Annotated in this window: 20 protein-coding genes and 1 pseudogene; 12 read left to right on the forward strand and 9 right to left on the reverse strand. The window is 72.1% G+C overall.

Features of this window, described 5'->3' with window-relative positions:
• Window positions 1–2: 2 nt before the first annotated feature.
• From AC5L38_RS35360 to AC5L38_RS35370, 3 genes are read right to left on the reverse strand one after another with little or no spacing between them, the layout of a single operon-like run.
• Complete coding sequence (locus tag AC5L38_RS35360) at window positions 3–1,445, reverse strand: FAD-dependent oxidoreductase (protein ID WP_495247157.1); 1,443 nt, start codon at window positions 1,443–1,445, stop codon at window positions 3–5.
• A gap of 7 nt (window positions 1,446–1,452) precedes the next feature.
• Window positions 1,453–1,854, reverse strand: coding sequence for a (2Fe-2S)-binding protein (locus tag AC5L38_RS35365; protein WP_495247158.1), 402 nt, complete (start codon window positions 1,852–1,854; stop codon window positions 1,453–1,455).
• A gap of 40 nt (window positions 1,855–1,894) precedes the next feature.
• On the reverse strand, window positions 1,895–3,157 hold the full coding sequence (locus AC5L38_RS35370; protein WP_495247159.1) for an NAD(P)/FAD-dependent oxidoreductase: 1,263 nt from the start codon (window positions 3,155–3,157) through the stop codon (window positions 1,895–1,897).
• A gap of 220 nt (window positions 3,158–3,377) precedes the next feature.
• On the opposite strand from AC5L38_RS35370, the gene AC5L38_RS35375 reads away from it, so the two are divergent.
• Together AC5L38_RS35375 and AC5L38_RS35380 are read left to right on the forward strand one after the other, a co-directional pair.
• Window positions 3,378–4,385, forward strand: a complete 1,008-nt coding sequence (locus AC5L38_RS35375) for a COX15/CtaA family protein (RefSeq protein ID WP_495247160.1) — start codon at window positions 3,378–3,380, stop codon at window positions 4,383–4,385.
• A gap of 114 nt (window positions 4,386–4,499) precedes the next feature.
• Window positions 4,500–5,180, forward strand: coding sequence for a SanA/YdcF family protein (locus AC5L38_RS35380; RefSeq protein ID WP_495247161.1), 681 nt, complete (start codon window positions 4,500–4,502; stop codon window positions 5,178–5,180).
• A 47-nt stretch (window positions 5,181–5,227) separates the two neighbouring features.
• Here the strand turns inward: AC5L38_RS35380 and AC5L38_RS35385 are convergent, their stop codons facing one another.
• On the reverse strand, window positions 5,228–6,463 hold the full coding sequence (locus AC5L38_RS35385; protein WP_495247162.1) for a PrsW family intramembrane metalloprotease: 1,236 nt from the start codon (window positions 6,461–6,463) through the stop codon (window positions 5,228–5,230).
• A gap of 512 nt (window positions 6,464–6,975) precedes the next feature.
• Window positions 6,976–7,929 (reverse strand): heme o synthase, encoded by a 954-nt coding sequence (locus AC5L38_RS35390; protein WP_495247163.1) that lies wholly within the window; start codon window positions 7,927–7,929, stop codon window positions 6,976–6,978.
• 387 nt (window positions 7,930–8,316) lie between these two features.
• Between AC5L38_RS35390 and tkt the strand changes: the two genes are divergently transcribed.
• The 7 genes from tkt (at window position 8,317) to AC5L38_RS35425 (ending at window position 16,786) form a co-directional block, all read left to right on the forward strand.
• Window positions 8,317–10,350 (forward strand): transketolase, encoded by a 2,034-nt coding sequence (gene tkt, locus AC5L38_RS35395; RefSeq protein ID WP_495247216.1) that lies wholly within the window; start codon window positions 8,317–8,319, stop codon window positions 10,348–10,350.
• Between the two features lie 2 nt (window positions 10,351–10,352).
• A complete protein-coding gene (gene tal, locus AC5L38_RS35400) occupies window positions 10,353–11,453 on the forward strand; it encodes a transaldolase (RefSeq protein ID WP_495247164.1) in 1,101 nt (366 codons plus the stop codon).
• Between the two features lie 7 nt (window positions 11,454–11,460).
• Complete coding sequence (locus tag AC5L38_RS35405; protein ID WP_495247165.1) at window positions 11,461–13,089, forward strand: phosphoglucose isomerase-related protein; 1,629 nt, start codon at window positions 11,461–11,463, stop codon at window positions 13,087–13,089.
• Between the two features lie 19 nt (window positions 13,090–13,108).
• Window positions 13,109–14,761 (forward strand): glucose-6-phosphate dehydrogenase, encoded by a 1,653-nt coding sequence (gene zwf / locus AC5L38_RS35410; RefSeq protein ID WP_495247166.1) that lies wholly within the window; start codon window positions 13,109–13,111, stop codon window positions 14,759–14,761.
• On the forward strand, window positions 14,762–15,673 hold the full coding sequence (locus tag AC5L38_RS35415; RefSeq protein WP_495247167.1) for a glucose-6-phosphate dehydrogenase assembly protein OpcA: 912 nt from the start codon (window positions 14,762–14,764) through the stop codon (window positions 15,671–15,673).
• 57 nt (window positions 15,674–15,730) lie between these two features.
• The gene (gene pgl / locus AC5L38_RS35420) at window positions 15,731–16,504 is read left to right on the forward strand and encodes a 6-phosphogluconolactonase (protein ID WP_495247168.1); all 774 of its coding nucleotides are present in this window, start codon (window positions 15,731–15,733) and stop codon (window positions 16,502–16,504) included.
• A gap of 150 nt (window positions 16,505–16,654) precedes the next feature.
• Window positions 16,655–16,786, forward strand: coding sequence for a hypothetical protein (locus AC5L38_RS35425; RefSeq protein ID WP_495247169.1), 132 nt, complete (start codon window positions 16,655–16,657; stop codon window positions 16,784–16,786).
• A gap of 28 nt (window positions 16,787–16,814) precedes the next feature.
• Here AC5L38_RS35425 and add read toward each other — a convergent pair whose 3' ends face one another.
• Window positions 16,815–17,849, reverse strand: a complete 1,035-nt coding sequence (gene add / locus AC5L38_RS35430) for an adenosine deaminase (RefSeq protein WP_495247170.1) — start codon at window positions 17,847–17,849, stop codon at window positions 16,815–16,817.
• A 179-nt stretch (window positions 17,850–18,028) separates the two neighbouring features.
• Between add and AC5L38_RS35435 the strand changes: the two are divergent.
• A pseudogene (locus AC5L38_RS35435) lies at window positions 18,029–18,484 on the forward strand (Clp protease N-terminal domain-containing protein); the annotation flags it as partial.
• 355 nt (window positions 18,485–18,839) lie between these two features.
• On the opposite strand, the gene AC5L38_RS35440 reads toward AC5L38_RS35435, so the two are convergent.
• Complete coding sequence (locus tag AC5L38_RS35440) at window positions 18,840–19,871, reverse strand: GNAT family N-acetyltransferase (protein ID WP_495247171.1); 1,032 nt, start codon at window positions 19,869–19,871, stop codon at window positions 18,840–18,842.
• A gap of 178 nt (window positions 19,872–20,049) precedes the next feature.
• Here AC5L38_RS35440 and AC5L38_RS35445 point away from each other — a divergent pair, with 178 nt between their 5' ends.
• Both AC5L38_RS35445 and AC5L38_RS35450 read left to right on the forward strand, forming a co-directional pair.
• On the forward strand, window positions 20,050–21,450 hold the full coding sequence (locus AC5L38_RS35445; protein ID WP_495247172.1) for an NAD(P)/FAD-dependent oxidoreductase: 1,401 nt from the start codon (window positions 20,050–20,052) through the stop codon (window positions 21,448–21,450).
• 187 nt (window positions 21,451–21,637) lie between these two features.
• The gene (locus AC5L38_RS35450; RefSeq protein ID WP_495247173.1) at window positions 21,638–23,251 is read left to right on the forward strand and encodes an amidohydrolase; all 1,614 of its coding nucleotides are present in this window, start codon (window positions 21,638–21,640) and stop codon (window positions 23,249–23,251) included.
• A 4-nt stretch (window positions 23,252–23,255) separates the two neighbouring features.
• On the opposite strand, the gene AC5L38_RS35455 is transcribed toward AC5L38_RS35450, so the two are convergent.
• Both AC5L38_RS35455 and AC5L38_RS35460 read right to left on the reverse strand, forming a co-directional pair.
• Entirely contained in the window at window positions 23,256–23,858 is a 603-nt protein-coding gene (locus tag AC5L38_RS35455) for a DUF4276 family protein (RefSeq protein ID WP_495247174.1), read from the reverse strand.
• The gene (locus tag AC5L38_RS35460) at window positions 23,855–25,036 is read right to left on the reverse strand and encodes an AAA family ATPase (protein ID WP_495247175.1); all 1,182 of its coding nucleotides are present in this window, start codon (window positions 25,034–25,036) and stop codon (window positions 23,855–23,857) included. Before AC5L38_RS35460 ends, AC5L38_RS35455 begins: the two co-directional genes overlap by 4 nt.
• Window positions 25,037–25,257 lie beyond the last annotated feature (221 nt).

The following is a 25,257-nucleotide window of genomic DNA, read 5'->3' on the forward strand; positions in this document are numbered from 1 at the left end:
CTTCATCCTTCCGAGGGGTTTTCCGGCCGGTGCGAGGCCGGGTCCGGGGCCGGAGGGATCTCCGGCGGTTCCGGGGAGGGCAGGGGCCGCGCGGCGAGGTCGCCGAGCCTGATGGGCTGGGCGATCGGGCGCCGGGGCGGCGCGGGGTCCTCGCCCGCGAGGCAGGCCACCGCGTAGCCGCACATCCTGCCCTGGCACCACCCCATCCCCGGGCGGGCCAGGAGCTTGACGGAACGCGCGTCGACGGCCCCCATGGCCTGGGCCTCCCGTACGGCCGACAGGGGCACCTCCTCGCAGCGGCAGACGAGCGTGTCGTCGCGCAGCCACTCCCGCCAGCCAGGTCGTACCGGATAGGCCTCCTGCAGGGCGCGGGCGAAGGCGGCGAGCCGGGCCGCGCGCCGGGACAGGGCCGGGTCGGGCGGCACGGGGCGGCCCAGGTCGGCGGCGGCGGACCGGCCGGCGACGCGCCCCTCCACCTCGGCGAGCGCGGCCCCGCCGACGCCGGTCGACTCACCCGCCGCGTAGACGCCGGGCACGCTGGTGCGCATGCCCGCGTCCACCGCGACGACCGGGCTGCCGTCGGGGTCGCGGCGGGTGTCGCAGTCCAGCTGGACCGGCAGGTCGAGCTGGGGGACGAAGCCGTAGCCGCAGGCCAGGGTGTCGCACTCGACGGTCCTCGTCGAGACCGGCCGCCAGTCGCGGTCCAGGCTCGCCACGGTGACGTGGGTCAGCGCGGTGTCGCCGTGCGCGGCGATCACCGCCTCGCGGCGCCGGTACGGGATCCGGTGGCGGGCCAGGCGCGCCCCGTACCCGAGGGCCTCCCCGGCCCGTCCCGCGGCGAGCAGCGGATGGCGGGCGAGCCCGAACCCGCCGCCGGCCTCGTGCACCCCGAGCACCCGGGCCCCCGCGTCGGCCAGGCCCGCGGCGACGGGGAGCAGGAACGGGCCGGTACCGGCGACCACGATCTCGCTCCCCGCGAGGACCAGGTCGCCCTTGAGCAGCGCCTGCGCGCCGCCCGCGGTGAGCACCCCCGGCAGGTCCCAGCCGGGGAACGGCAGCGGCCGGTCGTGCGCGCCGGTGGCGATCAGCAGCCCGCGCGCGGCCACCGTGCGGGGCCGCTCCCGGCGATCTCCCTCCAGGCACCGCACGGTGATCACCCCGTCCGCGCGCTCGACCGCCCAGACGCGGTGGCGCAGGAGCACCTCGGCGCGCTCGCGGAGCGTCTCCCACTGGCGGGTGAACCTGTCGAGGCCCCGGTGACCATGGTGCAGCGCCCCGGGCCGCGCGGCGTGGAAACCCTCGGCGGGGTGCCGGAAGTACTGGCCTCCCGGCCTGGCGGCCCCGTCGATCAGCACGACGTCCAGCCCGGACAGGGCGGCGGTGAGCGCGCCCGCGACCCCGGCGGGGCCCGCGCCGACGACGGCGAGGTCGTGGATCCGGGTCATCGGCCGCTCACCCCTCCCCCTCGCCGCCGGAATCGCCGCGGGAGGCGTGGGCATCCGGGGCGCCGGGCTCGCGCTCCCCCAGACCGGCCCCGTCCCCGTTCTCCGGGTCCCGCGACGGGGGCGGGGAGCCGTCGGTGGTCACCAGGTCTCCCGGGAGGGCCTCGGTCAGGCAGGCGCGCAGGGACGGGGTCCCGTTCACCGTGACCAGGCAGTCGAAACAGACCCCGATGCCGCAGAACAGCCCGCGCGGGCGCCCACCGAACCTGGTGGTGCGCCAGGAACGGACGCCCGCGCCGTGCATGGCGGCGCCGACGGTCTGGCCGGGGACCACCGGGACGGGGACGCCGTCCACGCTGATCTCGAACCCAGGCTCGGGCCGCGCCCTCACCAGGCGGTACGGATCCCTCATCGGGCACCTCCGTCGCGAGGGCCCCGGCCGCCCGAGAAGGTCACGGCGCCTCCTCGGCGAAGCGGTCAGGGCGGAAGGGGGCGAGGTCCAGGTCGGGGCGCAGACCGGCCAGGAGCTGGGCGATCAGGTGGCCGGTGGCCGGGGCGAGGCCGATGCCCGCCCCCTCGTGGCCGCAGGCGTGGTAGAGGCCGGGCGCCCGGGGATCCTCTCCGATCACCGGGAGGTGGTCCGGGCAGTAGGGGCGGAACCCGCAGTAGGCGCGGATCGCCCGGTACGCGGCCAGGGCGGGGAACAGCTCCACGGCCTGGCGGGCGAGACGTTCGAGCACCGGGACGGAGACCGTGCGGTCGAAGCCGACCCGCTCGCGGCTGGCGCCGATGAGCACCGGCCCCGCCGGGGTGCTCTCCACGACGGCCGACGTCTCCAGCCCCTCCGAGTCGCTGGCCACCGCGGTGACGTAGGCGGCGGTGTAGACCTTGTGCCTGACGAGCGGCCCGGCGAGGGGCTCGGTGACCAGGATGAAGCCGCGCCTGGGCAGGATCGGGACGCGCACGCCGGCCATCGCGGCGATCTCGCCGCCCCAGGTGCCCGCGGCGTTGACGACGGCTCCGGCGAGGATGTCGCCGTGGTCGGTGGTGACGCCGGTGACCCGGCCGCCGTCGCGGACGAAGCCGGTCACCGTGACGCCGGTCCGCAGCATCAGGGCGCCGTGGCCGAACCGCTCGGCGCCCCTCCGGATGAGCCCGGCCGCCGCCAGCATGGGCTGCACCTGGGCGTCCTGCGGGTAGAACACGCCCCCGGCGAACCCTCTCGCCAGGTGGGGCTCGTAGCCGGCGAGCTCCCCCGTGTCGACGGCGACATGCTCGACGCCCTGCTTGGCCGCCAGGTCGGTGAGCGCGGCCAGGACCTCGTCCGTCTCGGCGACCACCAGGCCGCCCTTGGCCTCGAACTCGAACCCCCCGCCCGGCTCGAACCCTCCGGCGAGACCCGCCCCGGGCCCGCCATCACCCGGCCCGTTTCCGGCACCGGGCCCACCGGTGGGGAGGACCCCCGTCCCGCCCCCCGATCCGTGGGCCCCGCCGGTCCCGGCCAGGTCCCGCCAGAGCCGGTTGGAGAGCAGCGCCAGGTCGAGCTCGGGTCCCGGCTCCTTGTCGGAGACCAGGATGTTGCCCTCGCCCGCGCCCGTCGTACCGCCCGCCACCGCGCCCCGGTCGACGACCACCACGTCCAGCCCCGCGCGGGCGGCGTAGTAGGCGCAGGCAGCGCCGACGACCCCGGCGCCGACGACCACGACGTCCGGCATGTTCCACCTCGCTCCCACGCCTCGGGCCCGCCAGTACTATGTCACATACCTTCTACTGGATCAATGCACCAAAACGGACATTCGCCCTTGTCTCCGGCCCAAGCGCACCCCTACCCACCGGCCCGTACGGCACGCCGTCCCGCGGCGGGCGGCCCGCGCCGCCGGCCGGTACCCGGGGTCCGAGGCGGGACCGCGCACCTCGCCGCCTAGCATGTGAGCCGTGAACCACCTCCTTGACCGGCCCCTCCGGCATGCCGCGAAGGCGGCGCGGATCGTGGGGCCGCCGACCCTCCTCACGCTGCGCCGCTGGGCACTGGCGGCGGTCGCCGTCAACATCGGGATCACGGTGACGGGCGCCGCGGTACGGGTCAGCGGGTCGGGCCTGGGCTGCCCCACCTGGCCCCGGTGCACGCCGGAGAGCTTCACCCCGGTCGCCCACGCCGAGATCTCACCGGTGAACATGGCGATCGAGTTCGGCAACCGGATGCTGACCTTCCTGGTGCTGGCCGTCGGCGTAGCCTGCCTGGTCGCCGCCCTGCGGCTGTCGTCCCGCCGCCCCGACCTGGTCAGGCTGGCCTGGCTGCAGCCGGTCGGCGTGGCCTTCCAGGGGCTCTGGGGCGGCCTGGTCGTGCGCAGCGCGCTCAACCCGGTGACCGTGAGCGTGCACTTCCTGGTCTCCGTCGGCATGATCGCCGCGGCGTACGCGCTGTACGCCCGCAGCGGCCAGGGCCAGGTCGAGGGCCAGGTCGAGGGCGGGCCACGGCGGCGGACCCACCGCCACGTCCGCACGCTCGCCTTCGCGCTCGTCGCCGCCGTGTTCGTCCTGCTCGTCGTGGGCGTGGTGGTGACCGGCACCGGGCCGCACTCCGGGGACGAGATGGCCTCCCGGTTCGGCTTCGACATCGAGACCGTGGCGAGGATCCACGCCGACGTCGCCTACGTGGTGGTCGGGCTCACCTTCGCGCTGGCGTTCGCGCTGCACATCACCGACGCGCCCGGGTACGCCCGGCGGGCCGCGTGGACGCTGCTGGCCGTGGAGGCGGCGCAGGGGGTCGTCGGATACGTCCAGTACTTCCTGGGCGTGCCCGCGGCCCTGGTCAACCTGCACGTGCTCGGCGCGACCCTGGTCTGGCTCTGCGCGCTGCGGGTGCTGTTCGCGACCGGCCCGCGCGGGCCTCGGGAGGTCCCGGAGACGGTCGGCGGCGAGCTCGACACCGTCCGCGTCTGAGCTTCCCCCGGCCCCTGGCCCCCGGACGCCACCCGCACCGCTTCCGGGAACCGCGCCGGCCTCGGGAGACCGTTCGCGCTCGACGCGGTCCCGGTATGGCTGGACAATGATCGGATGTCGTTGTCACGCACGACCATGCGGCGTTGCTACCAGGGCGTCGTGCTGCTGAGCGTCCTGGCCGTCGCCCCGATCACCTGGGCCTGGCTGTCCAGCTCGGGCCACCGGGCGGTCGCCGACTCCTCCCCCGGCTGGGTGGCCGGGGTTCCCCGGGCCCCGGTGGCGCTGGTGCTGGGGGCGGGCGTCGTCGGGAACACCCCCTCCCCCATGCTGGCCAGGCGGCTGGACATCTCCGCGCAGCTCTACCGGGCGGGCAGGGTCGAGGCGATCCTGCTCTCCGGCGACAACAGCCGCAGGGAGTACGACGAGCCGACCGTGATGCGCGACTACCTGCTGGCGAGCGGCGTACCGGCGGGGGCGCTGGTCCTGGACTACGCGGGCTTCGACACCTGGGACTCGTGCGTCCGGGCCCGCACGGTGTTCGGCGCCACCAAGGTCACCGTGGTCACCCAGGTGTTCCACCTGCCCAGGGCGGTCGCCCTGTGCCGCACGGCGGGCCTCGACACCTTCGGCGTGGGCGACGACTCCTCCAAGCGGTGGGTGTCCACCTACGGCCTCGCCGCCCGCGAGTTCCTCGCCTCGGCGAAGGGGCTCGTCGACTCCGTGCTCCTCGACTCGGCGCCCGTCTTCCCCGGGCCGCGCGAGATCACCCTGGAGACCGCGCTCCGGCGGGGATGACCCCGGCGCCCTCGTGGCACATCTCACGAAGAACGGCCGGAGCCCTCTCACCCGTGGAACGACCCGCCCTGCGGCGGGCGGCCGGGGCCGTCGGGCGGGTAGGGGGCCGGGGCGTGGCCCGCAGTGGCGCTCCCGGTCGCCGGCGGCGCGGGGAACGCCGGGAACGCCGGGAACAGGGCGCGGGCACCGGCCATGCACTCCAGCAGCGCCCGCTGCTCCTCGTTGAACGTGCGCTCGTCGATCACGTGACCCCTGGCGCGCTCGTGGAGCAGGCCGAGCTCGGTGGCCGCGAGCTGGTAGTCGCTCATCGCCCGCAGGGCCCTCCTGCCCCCGTGGTTCCTGGCCCACTGCCGGGCCTGGCGGCGGCCGGGCAGGGAGGAGAGCATCTCGACGTCGCGCGAGGACACCAGCCCCGTCGCCCAGTAGGCGGGCAGGTAGGTCTGGATGAGCGCGATGATGCGCTTGCGGTCGCGGAAGATGATCCAGATCAGCACGAACAGCACGGTCATCAGCAGCAGGTAGGCGATGGCCAGGCCGCCGATGCCGACGTAGGTGGCGAAGCCGTTCCAGATGCCGTGCAGCAGCATCGCGCCGACCCAGCCGGCGGCGATGACGAAGATCCGCCCCGGCCCCCGGCGCTGCGCCGCGTACGCCACCGCGACACCGATCATGGAGGTGAACAGCGGGTGCGCGAACGGCGAGAGGATCCCGCGCAGCACGACGGTCACCGCCAGGCCCTGCGCGCCCAGCTCGTCGAGCGCGGCCACGTAGTAGCTGACGTTCTCGCTCATGGCGAAGCCGAGGCCGACCATGCTGGCGTAGATGATGCCGTCGGTGGGCCCGTCCAGCTCGGCGCGCTTGAACTTGAGCAGGCCCAGCAGGACCAGGCCCTTCATCGTCTCCTCGACCACCGGGGCGCCGAACGTGGCGGTGAGGTTGCGCGCGTAGTCGTAGCCCAGCTGGACGGCGTTCTCGATGTAGATCAGGTTGAAGGAGTTGATCACCCCGGCGACCAGGACCGCCACGCCCGCGCCCCAGGCGAACGCGAAGAGCAGGTTGCCGCGCGGCTCGGGCTCGATGCGGTCGAGCGCCAGCACCGCGGCCAGCAGCACCGGGACCGGCGCCAGCGCGAGCCCCAGGGCGATGAAGAAGTAGACCGGGTCGCCGTTCAGCACGTCGAAGGAGAACGACACCAGGGCGCACAGTCCCGCCAGGACGAGCCCGACGATCAGGGTGACCGACGGACGGTCCCTGAGCACCCAGCGGGGGTCATGGCCGGCCATGTGGCCACCGTAACCGCTGATCCCCACCCCACGGTCCGAACCGGGAGATCACCGCTTCGAGGTTGACGGAACCCGCGCTGGTGACGGACCACGCCCCGCCCGCGGGCCGCCTCTCACCCCCGGACCGCGGCCACGTCACACCGGGGACCCGGCGAACCCCACGGGTCCCGCGCGACCGGCGGCCCGGTCCGGAGCGTCCGGCCTTTGTGAGTTCCGACACCGTGCCGAGTGACGGGCCGAGTGACGGGCCGAGTGACGGGCCGAGTGACGGGCCGCCCCCGCGGCCGGAGCCGGAATCCGGCTCCCAAGGTCTGCCGAGAACCACGAATCACCCTCCCTGCGACCGGTCCCACCCCGGGCCGGTCAAGAAAACATCTTCCCCCGGGAGACGTCTCCCCCGGGTCAGGGGCGCGGAAACGGGCGCACCGCAGGAGACCGTACGTGTGAGATGACTCAGACGAGTGTCGGATGAGCCTCAGGCGTACATCGGACCGACATCCGAGACGAATATCTCAGACGAACATCGAGTCGATGGCGACGGCCAGGAACAGCAGCGCCAGATAGGCGTTGGACCAGTGGAAGAAGCGCATCGGGCGCAGGTCGACACCGGTCTTGCCCGCGTTGACGCGGCCGAGGAGGCGGTGGACCTCCCACAGGCAGGCGGCGCCCAGGACTGCGGCCACGACCGGATAGATGAGCGTGGTCCCGGCGATCGGCCACAGCAGCAGCGAGCACAGCACGGTGGCCCAGGTGTAGACGATGCTCTCCAGCACCACGCGGCGCTCGGTGGCGACCACCGGGAGCATCGGGACCTTCGCCGCCGCGTAGTCCTCCTTGTAGCGCATGGCGAGGGTCCAGGTGTGCGGCGGTGTCCAGAAGAACACCACGCCGAAGAGCACCACGGGGGCCCAGTCGAGGCTGCCGGTGACGCCCGCCCAGCCGATCAGCACCGGCATGCAGCCGGCGATGCCGCCCCACACCACGTTCTGCGAGGTCCGCCGCTTGAGGATCATCGAGTAGACGAGCACGTAGAACAGGTTCGCGCCCAGCGACAGGCCCGCGGCCAGCCAATTCACCGTCAAGCCGAGTCCAAGAGTGGACAGCACGCCGAGGATGATCCCGAAGATCAGCGCGTTCGTCGGCGGCACCAGGTCGCGGGCCAGCGGGCGGCGCCGGGTGCGGCGCATGGCCGCGTCGATGTCACGGTCGATGTAGCAGTTCAGCGCGTTCGCGCTGCCGGCCGACAGGGTGCCGAACACCAGGGTGTTGACGGCGATCCACAGCGGCGGCAGGCCCTTGGCCGCCAGGAACATCACCGGCAGCGTCGTGATCAGCAGCAGCTCGATGATCCGCGGCTTCGTGAGGGCGACGTAGGCCTTCACGACGTCGCCGAAGGAACGCGGCCCGGTCTCGGGGACCGTGCCCGCCTCGGACGGGGCCGTCGATTGCTTGTCGGTGAGCACCATCTAAGGCGCTTCCAGCACGTGCGGGGTCAACGCGTAACCTCTGATTAGAGCGGATCCGTGAATGCGGGCACCAGCCAGCCTTGAGGACTCACTGTAGTTGCAGGGGGGGCCGGTCCCGGCACGGGGTGCGGAAGCGGCGCGAGGGGGGCTCCTGCGATGGGGGGCGCGCGCGCCGCCTGCGGATCCCGCGGACCCGCCCCGGTCCGGCCTACGCCACGGTAGCCAGGTCGAAACCGTTAGGGTCCGGTGTGGGCGGGAAATACCAGACCGGCGCCACCATCACACGATATAGATCCGGAGATCGAGCACTTGAGCAGTGAACTCGTGCCAGCCCTCGAATGGAGCGACCTGGACCGCCGCGCGGTCGACGTCGTACGGGCCCTGGCCATGGACGCCGTAGAGAAGGCGGGGTCGGGTCACCCCGGCACCGCGATGAGCCTGGCGCCGGCCGCGTACCTGCTGTTCCAGCAGGTGATGCGGCATGACCCGTCAGACCCCTCCTGGGCGGGCCGTGACCGGTTCGTCCTTTCCGCGGGTCACAGCAGCCTGACCCTCTACATCCAGCTCTTCCTGTCGGGGTACGGCCTGAGCCTGGAGGACCTCAAGGGGCTGCGCCAGTGGGAGAGCCTGACCCCGGCCCACCCCGAGCACGGCCACACCATCGGCGTCGAGACCACCACCGGCCCCCTCGGCCAGGGGATCGGCAACGCGGTCGGCATGGCGATGGCCGCCCGCCGCGAGCGCGGCCTGTTCGACCCGGAGGCCGCTGCGGGCGCGAGCCCGTTCGACCACCACATCTGGTGCATCGCCTCCGAGGGTGACATCGAGGAGGGCATCAGCCACGAGGTGAGCTCGCTCGCGGCCCACCAGAGGCTGGGCAACCTGACCGTCGTCTTCGACAGCAACCACATCTCGATCGAGGACGACACCCAGATCGCGCTGAGCGAGGACGTCGTCGCCCGCTACGAGGCGTACGGCTGGCACACCCAGACCGTCGACTGGACGCAGACGGGCGACTACGTCGAGGACGTCGAGGCGCTGCACCAGGCCCTGGAGGCCGCCCGCGCCGAGACCGGCAGGCCGTCGTTCATCCGGCTGCGCACGATCATCGGCTGGCCCGCCCCCAACAAGAAGAACACCGGCAAGATCCACGGCTCGGCGCTGGGCGCCGACGAGGTCGCCGCGACCAAGAAGGTCATGGGCCTCGACCCGCAGAAGAACTTCGAGGTCCCCGCCGAGGTGCTGGAGCACTCCCGCGAGGTCGTCAAGCGCGGCCGGGCCGTGCGCGCCGAGTGGGACAAGCTCTACGAGAGCTGGCGCGAGGCCAACCCCGAGCGCGCCGCCGAGTTCGACCGCATCTCCGCGCGAAAGCTCCCGGCCGACTGGGCCGAGGCGCTGCCGTCCTTCGAGATCGGCTCCTCCGTCGCCACCCGCAAGGCCTCCGGCGAGGTGCTCAGCGCCCTCGCTCCGGTGCTGCCCGAGCTGTGGGGCGGCTCGGCCGACCTGGCCGAGTCCAACAACACCACGATGAAGGGCGAGCCGTCCTTCATCCCCGAGGAGTTCCAGACCAAGGCGTTCCCCGGCGGCCCCTACGGCCGCACGCTGCACTTCGGCATCCGCGAGCACGGGATGGGGGCGATCCTCAACGGCATCGCGCTGCACGGCGGCACCCGCCCCTACGGTGGCACGTTCCTGGTCTTCAGCGACTACATGCGCCCGGCCGTGCGGCTGGCGGCCCTGATGAAGCTGCCGGTCACCTACGTGTGGACGCACGACTCCATCGGCCTGGGCGAGGACGGCCCGACGCACCAGCCCATCGAGCACCTGTGGTCGCTGCGCGCGATCCCCGGTCTCGACGTGGTCCGCCCGGCCGACGCCAACGAGACGGCCGCCGCCTGGCAGGTCGTGCTGGAGCACAACGACCGCCCGGCCGCGCTGGCGCTGACCCGCCAGAACCTGCCGGTCTTCGAGGGCACCGGCGACGCGGAGAAGGTCGCCCGCGGCGGCTACGTCCTGCGGGACGCCTCCGACGGCCAGCCCTCGGTGATCCTGATCGCCACCGGCTCCGAGGTCGAGATCGCCGTCGAGGCCCGCGAGATCCTCGAGGCGCAGGGCTTCCCGACCCGGGTCGTGTCGATGCCGTGCGTGGAGTGGTTCCAGGCCCAGGACGCGGCCTACCGGCAGACGGTGGTGCCCTCCTCGGTGCGCGCCCGCGTGGCGGTGGAGGCGGGAATCTCGCTGGGCTGGCGGGAGTTCGTGGGAGACGAGGGCGTGGTGGTCGGCCTGGAGCACTTCGGTGCCTCGGCCCCCTACCGGACCCTCTACGAGCAGTTCGGCCTGACCGCCGAGCGCGTGGCCGCCGCAGCCAAGGCGAGCCTCGCCAAGACCGGAGCCGACAAGGGCGAGACGACGGGAAACTGAGCATGAGTGAGATCCTGAAGAAGCTCTCCGAGCAGGGCGTCTCCATCTGGCTGGACGACATCAGCCGCGAGCGCCTGCGTACGGGCAACCTGCAGTCCCTGATCGACAACCACGTGGTCGGCGTCACCTCCAACCCGACGATCTTCGCGTCGGCGCTGAGCAAGGGCGACGCCTACGACGGCCAGCTGCACGACCTGAAGATCCGCGGCGTCGACGTCGAGGAGGCCGTGCGGGCCATCACCACCTACGACATCCGCTGGGCCGCCGACGTGCTGAGGCCGGTCTACGACGCCACCGGCCAGGTGGACGGCCGCGTGTCGATCGAGGTCGACCCCCGCCTGTCCAAGGACACCGACAAGACCATCGCCGAGGCGCGCGCGCTGTGGTGGCTGGTCGACCGGCCCAACCTGTTCATCAAGATCCCCGCCACCGTCGAGGGCCTGCCCGCGATCACCCAGGCGATCTCCGAGGGCATCAGCGTCAACGTCACGCTGATCTTCTCCCTGGAGCGCTACCGCGCCGTGATGGACGCCTGGCTCACCGGCCTGGAGAAGGCGAAGGCAGGCGGCCTGGACCTGTCGGCCATCGAGTCGGTCGCCTCGTTCTTCGTCAGCCGGGTGGACGGCGAGATCGACAAGCGCCTCGACAAGATCGGCACCCCCGAGGCGCTGGCGCTGAAGGGCAAGGCCGCGATCGCCAACGCCCGCCTCGCCTTCGCCGCCTTCGAGGAGGTCGTCGAGTCCTCGCGCTGGCAGGCGCTGGCCGCGGCCGGCGCCCGGCCGCAGCGCCCGCTGTGGGCCTCCACCGGCACGAAGAACCCCGACTACCCCGACACCCTCTACGTCGACCAGCTGGTCACCTCCGGCACGGTCAACACGATGCCGGAGAAGACCCTGCAGGCCACGGCCGACCACGGGAACATCACCGGCGACACGGTCCGCTCCTCCTACGAGGAGGCCTGGAACACCATGGCCGCGCTCAAGGAGGCCGGCATCGACTACGACGACGTCGTGAGCTTCCTCGAAAGGGACGGCCTGGACAAGTTCGAGGCCTCCTGGAAAGAGCTGCTGGAGACCGTCTCCTCCGAGCTGAAGAAGGCGTGAGGAACACATGTCATTGTCCGTAACGTTCGGCGACGACGACCTCACCGAGCAGGCCGGGGAGACCGCCGGGCAGCTCGCCGCCGAGGGGGTCCCCCAGGCCCTGGCCTCCGGCGATCCCACGCTGTGGGGCGCCGAGGCGCAGGCCGAGGCGGCCGTCCGCCTCGGCTGGCTCGACCTCCCGCGGACGAGCAGGCAGCTGCTCCCCGAGATCGGCGCGCTGGTGGAGCGGGCCCGCGCCGAGGGCCTGGACCACGTGGTCCTGGCGGGCATGGGCGGCTCCTCCCTCGCCCCGGAGGTCATCACCGCCTCCGCCGACGTGCCGCTGACCGTGCTCGACACCACCGACCCCGGTCAGGTGCGCCGCGCGCTGGAGGACCGGCTGGAGAGCACGATCCTGGTCGTCGCCAGCAAGAGCGGCGGCACGGTCGAGACCGACAGCCACCGGCGGATCTACGAGAAGGCCTTCCGCGACGCCGGGATCGACCCGGCGAGCAGGATCGTCGTCGTCACCGACCCCGGCTCGCCCCTGGAGCTGAGCGCCCGCGAGGCGGGTTACCAGGTGATCCTGGCCGACCCGAACGTGGGCGGCCGCTACAGCGCCCTGACCGCGTTCGGCCTGGTGCCCAGCGCGCTGGCGGGCGCCGACGTCGAGCGGCTGCTCGACGACGCGGCCGAGGTGGCGCCGCTGCTGTCGCGGACCGAGGGCAACCCCGGCCTCGACCTCGGCGCCGCCCTGGGCGCCGCCGCAGCGGCCGGGCGCGACAAGCTCGTGCTCGAGGACGGCCTGTCGGAGATCAACGGCCTGCCCGACTGGATCGAGCAGCTGGTCGCCGAGTCCACCGGCAAGTCCGGCAAGGGCATCCTGCCCGTCGTGGGCGCCGACCCGGGTGACGCCGACGACGAGCTGCTCGTCGGGATCGACACCGACGCCACCGTGACCGTCGTCGGCCCGCTGGGCGCGCAGTTCCTCGTCTGGGAGTACGCCACGGCCATCGCGGGCCGCGTCCTCGGCATCGACCCGTTCAACCAGCCGAACGTGGCCGAGTCCAAGGAGAACACCGCCAAGCTGCTCGACCAGGCCGAGCTGCCGGTCGGCACGCCGCTCCTGGTCGACGGCCCGGTGGAGGTGTACGGCGAGTTCCCCGGCTCCGAGGACGCCAAGGACCTGTCGAACGTGCTCACCGGGCTGCTCGAGGCGATCCCGGAGCGGGGTTACCTCGCGGTGATGGCCTACCTCGACCGTGAGGCGGCCTTCGACGCCCCCTACCCCGAGGGCGCCTCGTTCGAGGAGATGACGGACGTGTGGAGCGGGGCCGACCCGGCCACGCTGCGCGGGCTGCTCGCGCTCCGCACCGAACGCCCGGTCACCTTCGGCTGGGGCCCCCGCTTCCTGCACTCCACCGGCCAGTACCACAAGGGCGGCCCGCAGAACGGGGTCTTCCTGCAGATCACCGGGGCCGTCGAGGACGACGTCGAGGTCCCCGGCAAGCCCTACACCCTGGGCCGCCTCCAGCTCGCCCAGGCACTGGGCGACCAGGGCGCGCTGGCCAGCCGCGGGCGCCCCACCGTGCGGTTGCACCTGACCGACCGCGCCGCCGGAGTCGCACGCCTGCTCGCCGCCGCGCGGGAGGTCTGATGGGCCGCTGGAGGTTCGCATGAGCAAGGACAACTCCCCGGCGGTCGCCGGGGAGAGCACGAACGCCGAGGCGGCGCTCACCGGGAAAGTGGTGACGCCCACGGCCACCACGGCCACCGCCGCCGCGACCACCGGCATCACCGAGGCCCTGATCGACGCCAACCCGCTGCGCGACCCGCGCGACAAGCGCCTGCCGCGCGTGGCGGGGCCGTGCGTGCTGGTGCTGTTCGGCGTGACCGGCGACCTGGCGCGCAAGAAGCTGCTGCCGGCGATCTACGACCTGGCGAACCGGGGGCTGCTGCCCCCGGGCTTCTCCCTGGTCGGCTTCGCCCGCCGCGACTGGAAGGACCAGGACTTCGCGCAGCTGACCCACGACGCCGTCAAGGAGCACGCGCGCACGCCGTTCCGCGAGGAGGTCTGGAAGCAGCTGGCGGAGGGCATCTTCTTCTGCCGGGGCGAGTTCACCGACGACGGCGCGTTCGACGCGCTGGCGATGATGCTCAAGGAGATCGACCAGACCCGGGGCACCGGCGGCAACTACGGCTTCTACCTGTCGGTGCCGCCGAAGTTCTTCCCGGTCGTGGTCCAGCAGCTGAAGCGGACCGGCCTGGCCGACGGTCCCGCCGGGTCCTGGCGCCGGGTGGTGATCGAGAAGCCCTTCGGGCACGACCTGCGGAGCGCCCAGGAGCTGAACGCGATCACCAGCGCGGTCTTCCCGGAGAGCTCGGTGTTCCGCATCGACCACTACCTGGGCAAGGAGACCGTCCAGAACATCCTGGCGCTGCGGTTCGCCAACAACCTGTTCGAGCCGATCTGGAACCGGGGTTACGTCGACCACGTGCAGATCACGATGGCCGAGGACATCGGCATCGGCGGCCGGGCGGGTTACTACGACGGCATCGGCGCGGCCCGCGACGTGATCCAGAACCACCTGCTGCAGCTGCTGGCCCTGGTCGGCATGGAGGACCCGACGTCGTTCGGGGCCGACTCGCTGCGCAGGGAGAAGGAGAAGGTCCTCAAGGCGCTGCGGCTGCCGTCGGACCTGTCGCAGGCCACCGCGCGCGGCCGCTACGGTGCCGGCTGGCAGGGCGGCGAGCCGGTGATCGGCTACACCCAGGAGGAGGGCATCCCGCCCGACTCGATCACCGAGACGTACGCGGCCATCAAGGTGGAGATCGCCAACCGGCGCTGGGCCGGGGTGCCGTTCTACCTGCGCACCGGCAAGCGGCTCGGCCGCCGGGTCACCGAGGTCGCCGTGGTGTTCCAGCGGGCGCCGCACCTGCCCTTCAGCAAGGACGACACCGAGATCCTGGGGCAGAACGCCCTGGTCATCCGGGTGCAGCCGGACGAGGGCATCACGGTGCGGTTCGGCTCCAAGGTGCCCGGCACCGCGATGGAGGTCAGGGACGTCTCGATGGACTTCGCCTACGGCGAGTCGTTCATGGAGTCCTCCCCCGAGGCCTACGAGCGGCTGCTGCTGGACGTGCTGATCGGCGACCCGCCGCTCTTCCCGCACCAGCGCGAGGTCGAGCTGTCGTGGAAGATCCTCGACCCGATCGAGGAGTTCTGGAGCTCCCAGGGCCCGCCGGAGGAGTATCCCGCGGGCACGTGGGGGCCGGCCTCGGCCGACGAGATGATGGCCCGCGACGGGCGCGTCTGGAGGCGGCTGTAGATGACCAGCTTCATGCTCAGCGGCACGACCGCCTCGAAGATCTCCTCGCAGCTCACCCACCTGCGTCACCAGATGGGCACCCCGGCGGTCGGCATGGTGCTGACCCTCGTGGTGGTCTGCGGCGAGAGCGACCAGTACGACGCGGTCCGGGCCGCGACCGAGGCCGCCAGGGAGCACCCCTCCCGGATCCTGGTCGTCATCCCCCGCGACTCGGAGGAGCCCAACCGGCTCGACGCCGAGATCCGGTTCGGCGAGTCGACCCCGGGCGAGGTCATCCTGCTGCGCCTGTACGGGGAGCTGACCAGGCACGCCGACTCGGTGGTCAGCCCGCTGCTGCTCACCGACACCCCGGTGGTGGCCTGGTGGCCCAGCGACTGTCCTGACGTCCCGTCCAAGGACCCGATCGGCATGCTGGCCCAGCGTCGCATCATCGACGCGCGGTCGGCGGACGACTCGGTCAAGTCGATCACCGGCCGGGCCCGCGGTTACGTGCCCGGTGACACCGACCTGGCCTGGACCCGGCTGACGACGTGGCGGAGCCTGCTGGCCGCCGCGTTCGACCAGCCGGTGGGCAAGGTCAAGCGGGGCACCGTGGAGGCCGCGCCCGACCACGCCAGCGCCCTGCTGCTGGCGGCCTGGCTCAGCGAGCGCCTCGGCGCGTCCGTGAAGGTCTCCGAGTCCACCGGGCCGGGCCTGACCGCCGTCAAGCTGACCTCCGCCGAGGGCGACATCACCATCACCCGGGGCGACGGCCGCATAGCCATGCTGTCGCGTCCCGGCCAGCCGGACCGCAGGGTCGCCCTGACCCGTCGCCCGACGTCGGAGCTGCTCGCCGAGGAGCTGCGGCGGCTGGACCCCGACGAGATCTACGCGGCCGCGATCCAGCGACTCGCCCGGACCCACAAGTCCTGAGCCGTGGGCACCCCGCGGCCGTGGCCGCGGGGTGCCTCCTTTCGAAAGAGAAGTCCCGTGAGCGTTCCCACTGTGATCATCCATCGCGACGCCGACGTGCTCGCCAAGGCCGTCGCCGCGCGGGTGATCGTCCGAGCCGTCGACGCCCAGTCGGCCAAGGGCTCGGCCCACCTGGTCCTGACCGGCGGGACCGTCGGCATCGCCACCCTCGCCGAGATCGCCGCCTCCCCCGCCAGGGACGCCGTCGACTGGCGCAAGGTGGACATCTGGTGGGGTGACGAGCGTTTCCTGCCGGACGGCGACTCCGAGCGCAACGAGACCGGCGCCCGCAAGGCCCTGCTCGACCACCTCGACCTCGACCCCGAGCGGGTCCACGTGATGCGCGGCCCCGACTCCGGCATGACCGCCGAGGAGTCGGCAGAGGCCTACGCCGAGGAGCTGCGCCGCGCCGCGCGCCCCGAGGACCACGGCCCGGCCCCCTCGTTCGACCTCACGATGCTGGGCATGGGCCCCGACGGCCACATCGCCTCGCTGTTCCCCGGCATGCCCGCCCTGTACGACACCCGCCCGGTGGTCGCGGTGCACGGCTCGCCCAAGCCCCCGCCCACCCGCATCTCGCTCACGCTGCCGGTCATCCAGAACTCCCGCGACGTGTGGGTGATCGCCGCCGGCGAGGAGAAGGCGGGAGCGGTACGGCTGGCCCTGTCGGACTCGGGAACGATGCAGGTCCCGGCCGCCGGCGCCAGAGGCCGCCAGCGCACCCTCTTCCTGCTGGACAGGGCGGCGGCCTCCAAGATCCCTTCGTCCCTGGGCCGGATCTCCTCGCCCTGAGGTCTGTCTGAGGGCGGCCCCTCGCCGTCGCCGGGTTCCGATCCACACCGACCGGCGCGATCACGCTGTGCGGTCGGCCCCTTACCGTTACCGTGGCCTTCGATCCGGAACGATGGCGCACGACCGCCGAGAGGTGAGGGGATGACCTTCATGTCACCTGACGTCACGCCGATGCCCGCCGATCAGTTCGACGAGCTGGTCGCCTCCCTCGACGAGCCTGACGAGGCACCCCGGCTCCGTGAGGCCGCGCGGCGACAGCGTGCCTATCGCGAATCGGCGTGACCTGACGGCCACCGGGTCGCGGTGAGCGTCAGGAAACCGTCCCGGAGTGCCGGGCGGCGACGGTGTCGATCTCGTCTTGGATCTCCTTCTTGTCCGCCTGGTCCATGGACGAGGCCTCGACCGCGTTGCGGGCCAGGGTGGTGAGGGTCTCGCGATCCAGGCCCAGCCGGTCGGCGGCGACGTGATACTCGCGGCTCAGGGTGGTGGCGAACATGGGCGGGTCGTCGCTGTTGAGGGTGACGAACAGGCCCTCCTCGATCATGCGGGGCAGGGGGTGCTCCTCGACGCGGGCGACCTGGCCGGTGCAGACGTTGGAGGTGGGGCAGACCTCCAGGGGGATCTGGGTCTCGCGCAGGCGGGCGACGAGGCGGGGGTCCTGCACGCAGGAGGTGCCGTGGCCGATCCGCTCGGCGCCCAGCAGGTCGAGGGCCTCCCAGATGGTCTCGGGGCCGGTCATCTCCCCCGCGTGCGGCAGGCTGCGCAGCCCGGCGGCGACGGCGGCCCGGAAGGCGTCCGCAAAGACGTCGCGATACCTCGGGCGTTCCTGCTCGATCCCGGCCAGCCCGAAACCTACCAACGCCTGGGGAGGTTCCCGCAGCGCGTGGTCCAGGGTGACCCGGGCCGCCTCGGCCCCGTACTCGCCGGGGATGTCGAACACGTACGCCATCCGCACCCCGTGCTCCTCGCGGGAGCGCCGGGCGGCCAGGTCGAGCGCCTCGGTGACCTCACGCATCGGCATGCCCACGACGTGGTGGGCGTACGGCGTGACGGTCAGCTCGACGTAGCGGCCGTTCTGCGGGGCGAGGTCGGCGGCCAGGCCGAGCACCAGGGTCGCCACGTCCTCCGGCTCGCGGACCAGGGCGTTGACCGCCTGGTAGATCCGGGCGAAGTGCGGGAAGTCGGTGAACCTGTAGAAGGCGCGCAGCTCCTCCTCGTTCGTGGGGACGCCGCCGTCGGGGTGGCGGCGGGCGAGTTCCAGCACGGTGGGGACCGAGGCGGAGCCGATCAGGTGGACGTGGAGCTCGACCTTGGGCAGGGCGTCGATGAAGTCGTCGGTCGTCATGCGGGGACCCTACGCACGCCACCCCCGGACACGAAAGCCATTTCCGATGAATCTAACTCAAAAATGTAAGATTCCTTCGACAAGAGGGCGGGAATTGCCCGGGGAGATCTCCTCCCGCTGAACGGCCGTCTGGCGCATAGTGGGGGCAAGCACCTCGACACCCCTCACGGAGGCTTCCCGTGTTCGAGCGCTTCACCGACCGTGCCCGCCGTGTCGTGGTCCTAGCCCAGGAGGAGGCCAGGCGGCTCAGCCACGGCCACATCGGCACCGAACACATCCTGCTCGGGCTGATCCTGGAGGAGGACGGTGTCGCCGGTCGCGCCCTGCGGGCCTTCGACATCAGCGGCGAGCGCGTCAGGAACGACGTGGAGGAGATCATCGGCAGGGGCGACAGGAGCCCCGGTGGCCACATCCCGTTCACCCAGCGCGCCAAGAAGGTGCTCGAACTGTCCCTGCGCGAGGCGCTCGGCCTGCACCACACCTACATCGGCACCGAGCACATCCTGCTCGGCCTGCTCCGCGAGGGCGAGGGCGTGGCCGCCCAGGTGCTGACGAGGCAGGGCGCGCGCCTCGAGGCCGTACGCGCCCAGGTGATCGCGCTGCTCGGGCGGCGAGGCCCCGAGCGCGCGGCGACGGCGGAGGAGGGCTTCCACGTCACGGGGGCGGCGTTCTCCGCCAGGCTGGAGCGCATCCAGGAGAGCCTGGACCGGATCGAGCGCAGGCTGGACGCCATCGAGACCTCCCGTGACACCGCCGACGCCTCACGTGACGACGCCACCGCCCCGCAGAGTGACGACGCCACCGCACCGCAGAACGGCCAGGACAGCCAGGACGGCCAGGACGGTGACGACACCGCCGCCCCTCGGAAGAACGACGACGCGCCCCCGCCCCAGGAGGGACAGGCCTCCTGAGGCGGGGACGCGGGAGAGTGCGGCCTCCCCGCTTCGGGACCCCTGAGCGATCTCGAAACGGGGAGGCCACGCGATGGGGTCAGCTCGGGGATGCCGTCGCCATCACACCCACGGCCAGCCTGGCCTCCACCACGCCGGGGTCCTCGGTGTAGCTCAGGGTCGCGCCGAGCGAGACCAGGAGCCTGCGCATCCGGACGTTGTCGGACAGCAGGGTCGCCCTGACCTCGGCGAAGCCCAGGTCGCGGGCCTGGTGGACGAGCATCCCGGCCAGGGCGGTGCCCAGCCCCCTGCCCTGCCAGCGGTCCTCGACCAGGAACGCCATCTCGGCGATGCCCGGATCCGAGGTGAACATCAGGTTGGCGAGCCCGACGACCTGGCCGTCGTGCCCGGCGACGATCGACTGACCGTGGGTGCGGTCGCAGAGCCGGTCGAAAACCTTCGGCGGCAGCACCGGCATCGAGGTGAAGTAACGGAACCTGCGGGCCTCGGGCGAGCAGCGGTCGTGCAGGTCGCGTACGGCCTCGCGGTAGAGCCGGGTGAGCGGGCGGACCTTGACCTCGACGCCGTCGGAGAGCGTGACGTCGCGCTCGGCGCCGGACTGCTCGACGGCGGGCTGCGCCAGGCGGACGAAGGAGGCCGCGCGGGCGGCCTCGGTCAGGGTGAACGGCAGCTCGGCCCGGCGGATCCTGATCGCGCGGCGCGGGGCCACGGGCACGGTCAGCAGGGTCGGGTCCGGAAGATCGCTCATCTCCGAACCGTAGACCCAGCGGGAGTCGTCGGCGCGCAGCAGCTCTCCCAGCAGCTCGGGCAGGCGCCAGGGCGTCATGCGCAGCCGGGAGGCGAGCAGCAGGACGCGGGTGGGCTCGTCGGTCAGCTCGTGGGCGGTGGCGGTGACGACCTGGACCCGGCGCCCCCCGGCGGCCTCCAGCGCCTCGCGCACCGCCTCGGCCCCGGCGGGGATGTCCGTGACGAACTCGTCGACCGTGCCGTCCGCGTCGGTCTGCACGCTCAGACCCAGGATGTTGCCGCCCTTGGCGGCGAGCGCGGCGGCCAGCGAGGCGAGCCGGCCGGGCCGCTCGTCAACGGTCGTACGAATCCTCAGAAACCCCATCAGAATGCTCCCTCTGTTGGGGGATAGCCTTTCCTGGCACTGTTACGGGACTGCTACACATGAGTGAGCCCATCGTTACGTCTGGGAAGATCACTCATTACGCGGCAGTACGGCGTTTCTGCAACGGTTTCCGTTGGCAGGCACACCCCGATAGACGGATATAGCAGGATATGAGGCCATGAGCACGCGCGTTCCCCTGACCGGGGACTTCGTCAACGGAGACGTCTCCTTCTGGTATCGCTCCCTCGGCATCCCCACCCCCGGCGCCCCCCTCGCCGGAGACCTCGACGCCGACGTGGCCATCGTCGGCGCCGGATACACCGGCCTGTGGACCGCCTACTACCTCAAGAAGGCGAGCCCCGGCCTGCGGATCGTCGTGCTGGAGAAGGAGTTCGCCGGCTACGGCGCCTCCGGGCGCAACGGCGGCTGGCTGGTCGGCGAGCTGGCCGGCACCCCCGAGCGCTACGCCAGGACGCACGGGGCGGACGCGGCCAGGCGGCTGCAGCGGGTGATGTTCGAGACGATCGACGAGGTCGTCGCGGTCGCCGAGGACGAGAAGATCGACGCCGACATCGTCAAGGGCGGCGTCACCACGGTCGCCACCAACACCGCCCAGGACCGGCGGCTGCACCAGCTGCTCGCCCACGAGCGCCACTGGGGCTGGACCGAGGAGGACGTGCGGCTGCTCGACCCCGCCGAGCGCGAGGAACGCCTGCGGGTGGACGGCGCGATCAGCGCGATCTGGAGCCCGCACTGCGCCAGGATCCAGCCCGCCAAGCTCGCCAGGGGCCTGGCCGAGACCGTGCGGAACCTCGGGGTGGAGATCTTCGAGCGCACCCCGGTCACCGAGATCGCCCCGCGCGAGGCCCGCACGCCGCACGGGACCGTCCGCGCCGAGTACGTCATCCGCGCCACCGAGGGCTTCACCGCCGAGCTGAAGCAGTATCACCGGGCGTGGCTGCCGATGAACAGCTCGATGATCGTCACCGAGCCGCTGGGCGCGCTGTGGGACGAGATCGGCTGGGCGGGCCACGAGCTGCTCGGCGACATGGCGCACTACTACATGTACGCCCAGCGCACCGCCGACGGCCGGATCGCGTTCGGCGGGCGCGGCAAGCCCTACCTGTTCGGCTCGCGCGTGGACGACCGGGGCCACACCCACGAGTGGACGATCGAGGCGCTCTGGGAGCTGCTGACCGGGATGTTCCCCGCGCTGCGGGCCTCCCGGGTGGCGCACGCCTGGTCGGGGGTGCTCGGCGTGCCGCGCGACTGGTGCGCCACCGTGCACGTCGACCACACCACCGGCATCGGCTGGGCGGGCGGCTACACCGGCCACGGGGTGACCACGACCAACCTCGCCGGCCGTACCCTGCGCGACCTGATCCTGCGCGAGGACACCGAGCTCGCCTCCCTGCCCTGGGTGGACCGCAAGGTGCGGGGCTGGGAGATGGAACCGCTGCGGTGGATCGGCGTGCACACCATGTACGACCTCTACCGCCGGGCCGACGCCAGGGAGAAGGCCGGGCTCGGCCGCACCTCGGTGCTGGCCCGCGTCGCCGACTCCATCACCGGCCGCTGAGCGCCGGGATCACCGGACGCCGGGCACCGGGGAAACGGGCCCGGACGACAACCGTACGCCCGACGCCGGGAGACGCCGGGAGAAACTCACGCTGGACCTCGACCGGTCGAGCGTGCAATGTAAGTGATCAAGCGGCACCCCGGGGCGTCAGCGGCATCCGGGCCACCGACAGAAGGATGGTGCACCAGTGAGCGACCTGCTCTTCCGGGGCGGCAGGGTCTTCCTCGCCGCCGACGCCTTCGCCGAGGCGGTACTGGTCCGGGACGGCCGCGTCGCCGCCGTGGGCACGGAGTCCGACGTCGCGCGACTGGCCGCCCCCGGCCACGACACCGTCGACCTGGACGGCGGGCTGCTCACCCCCGGGTTCACCGACGCCCACATGCACCCGGTGCAGGCGGGCCTGGAGCGGGCCAGGTGCGACCTGTCCGGGGTCTACGGCCTGCCGGAGTATCTGGAGCGGATCACCGCCTACGCGGACTCCCACCCCGGCCACGAGTGGATCGACGGCGGCGGCTGGGACATGTCGGCCTTCCCCGGCGGCCTGCCGCACCGCTCCCAGCTCGACGTCTTCGACCGCCCGGTCTACCTGATCCAGCGCGACCACCACGCCGCCTGGGTGAACAGCCGGGCCCTGGAGGTGGCCGGGATCACCCGCGACACCCCCGACCCCGCCGACGGCAGGATCGAGCGCGACGCCGACGGCACGCCGAGCGGCGTGCTGCACGAGGGCGCGATGGACCTGGTCGGCCTGCTCACCCCCCGCCCCACGGCCCAGGACCTGGACGACGCGCTGATGGACGCCCAGAGGCACCTGTTCTCCCTCGGCGTCACCGGCTGGCAGGACGCCATCGTCGGCTCCTACGCGGGCTACGACGACCAGCTGCCCACCTACGTCTCGGCGGCGGCCTCCGGCGCGCTGCGGGCCCGCGTCGTGGGCGCCCTGTGGTGGGACCGGGCGCGCGGCGCCGAGCAGATCCCCGAGCTGCTGGAACGGCGCCGCTCCGCCGAGGGCCTGGAGCGGTTCCGGGCCGGCTCGGTGAAGATCATGCAGGACGGCATCACCGAGAACTTCACCGCCGCGGTGATCGAGCCCTACTGCCGCTGCGGCGGCACCGGCCTGTCGTACGTCGACCCCGTGCTGCTGAAGGAGTGCGTCGCCGAGCTGGACCGGCACGGCTTCCAGGTGCACTTCCACGCCATCGGCGAGCGGGCCGTCCGCGAGGCGCTGGACAGCTTCGAGGGGACCGACCCGGCCAACCGGCACCACATCGCGCACCTGCAGATCGTCGAGCCGTCCGACCTGCCGCGCTTCGCCGGACTCGGCGTGACCGCCAACCTGCAGCCTCTGTGGGCCACCCACCACGCCCAGATGGACGAGCTCACCCTCCCCTTCCTGGGCGAGGAGCGCTCCGCCTGGCAGTACCCCTTCGCCGACCTGCAGCGCAACGGCACCCTGTTCTGCGCGGGCAGCGACTGGCCGGTCTCCGACGCCGACCCGATCCAGGGCATGCACGTGGCCGTCAACCGCACCGAACCCGGCGGCTCGATACACGCGGGCTACCCGACGGCGCAGACCCCGTTCCTGCCCGGCCAGAGCCTCACCCTGGCCACCGCCCTGACGGCCTACACCGCGGGCTCGGCCCGGATCAACCACGACGACGACGCGGGCACCATCGTCCCCGGCAACCGCGCCGACCTCGTCGTCCTGGACCGTGACCCGTTCACCGAACCGGCCGCCGACATCTGGCGCACCAAGGTCGCCATGACCTTCGTCGACGGCCAGGAGGTCTACCGCCGCTGACCGCTCACGCCCGGGCGGCCCGCATCAGGCGTTCGACGTCTCGCCAGAACTTGTCGAAGGAGGGCGCGTTCTTGCGTGCCTGCGCCATGTCGAAGATCGCGGTCAGGGCCGCCTGATCAGCCGTCGGGCGGTAGGAGGTGCCGTCGATCTTACGAGCCGAGAGCCAGCCCTTCGCGTCGCGAGGCCCCTCGGGATCTACGGGTGGTTCGAGAGAGTTCGCCAACCCCCTCTGGCCCGCGAGCGACGGGGCGGCGGCGAGGAACCACGCCTCGAACTCCCGGTTGGCGAGGACCGTCGAGATCTCCCGGTCACCGCGTGCCAGCCGGGCCCGCTCCAGGAGCGCGGGGCCGGTCGTCGCGGGACAGTCGTCGTCGGCGTCGATCAGCAGCAGGATCCCGCCTCGCCCGTCGACCTGGTAGGAGGCTTGAAGCACGGCGCTCTCGATCCCTCCCGGAGCGACCAGCTTGGAACGCGGAACCCGGCGCGGCGTCGGAATCCGTATCGTCCAGACCGAGAGTTCCAGCGCGATCCTGCGGAGCAGGACGGGAAGCGCGGCGACCTCTCCCTCCCCCTCGACGATGGCGGCGATGGTGACCGCCTCGGTCATTCGGCCTCCCCGATGCCGGGCCCGAGCTGGTTACCGCGCATCAACTCCCCGATGGTGGCCCGCCGGTCGTCGACGAGGCGACGGCTCACGTCGTCGATCTCACCGATCGTCGTGAGCCCACCCGTCATGGTCACGACGCGTACGGACGCCGGATCGAAGTCGTCGCGGTCGAGCAGGTCCGCGCTCTGCGTGGTGACCACCACCTGGACGTGCTCGCTCGCCTCGCTCAACGCGTCGAACAGCACCCCGGCGGCCGCCGGGTGCAGCGACGTCTCCGGCTCCTCGATTCCCAGCAGGGTCGCCTCGCCTTCGAGTACGGCGGGCTGGAACAACGCGGCCAGCAGCCCCGCCGCGCGCAGCGTTCCCTCGGACATCGCTTCGGGACCGAACACCAGCTCCCGATCCGCGTGATGAGTAAGAAGCTCGACGGTGGAATAGGTGTCCAGAAGCCGCTGATCGACACTGACGGCTCCGGGAACGATGGCTCCCATGTAGTCGTCGATTCGTGCCTTGAACGCCGGATACCGCTGCGCGAGGGCCCCGAGCACCGATCCCAGCCGCCTTCCCGCGTCATCCAAGGTGGCCCCGGCGGACCTGGACTGAATTTGCCGCATCAAGCCCGCGTCCAGATGGTAGAAGAGCATGCGGCGCAGGCTGCGGTAGACCTCGCTGAAAACGCCCTGGGTGGCGGCCAGCGGGAGATAGAGCCGATCCGGCTCGATACCACCCTCACCTGTCTGGTTGAAGAAACCATGGGTCATGACGAAGCTGACTTCTTCGAAACTCGACCGCGGCTGGGTGCCGCGGACGAAACACTGCTCTCCGAGCACCAGAAGCGGACGGCGACCGGCGGGATCCCCGCTGATGGTGAAGCTGTACGTGACCGACAACGGCTCCTCGTCCGGCTGGATGAAGAACTCCAGCAGGACACCGAAACCCTTCGTGTCCGTCTGGCCCCGTCGACTCACCTCGTCCAGGCCACCGCGTCTCATCAGGGCATCGGCGGGTGTCGTCTCCAGCGCGTCCACCACGAACCTGAGCACGTCGAGGAAATTACTCTTCCCCGCCGCGTTGGGACCGAGCAGGACCAGGAGGGGCGTGAAGGTGACATCGCACGACGCGATGCTCCTGTAGTTCTCCACCTTCACGCGTCGCAGAAACGGTACGGCCTGCCCCATCACACCCCCGCCATGTCGATCTGTCCTGTGGCGGCGGCCGTGACCGGCGCCTACCCGCGTCCCACCAGGAAACCGGCGGCACCACGATAGCGGTTCGACCGGTCCGGAGATCGGAAAGGCATTCAGGCCCCGAAGCCCAGGGTCCCCGAGAGTGATGCGCGCGGGATCGGAGAACACCTCCTCAAAAGGCGAACTCGCTGCTGACCTCTCCAGCGGTGGTC

Source organism: Streptosporangium nanhuense (assembly GCF_059358815.1).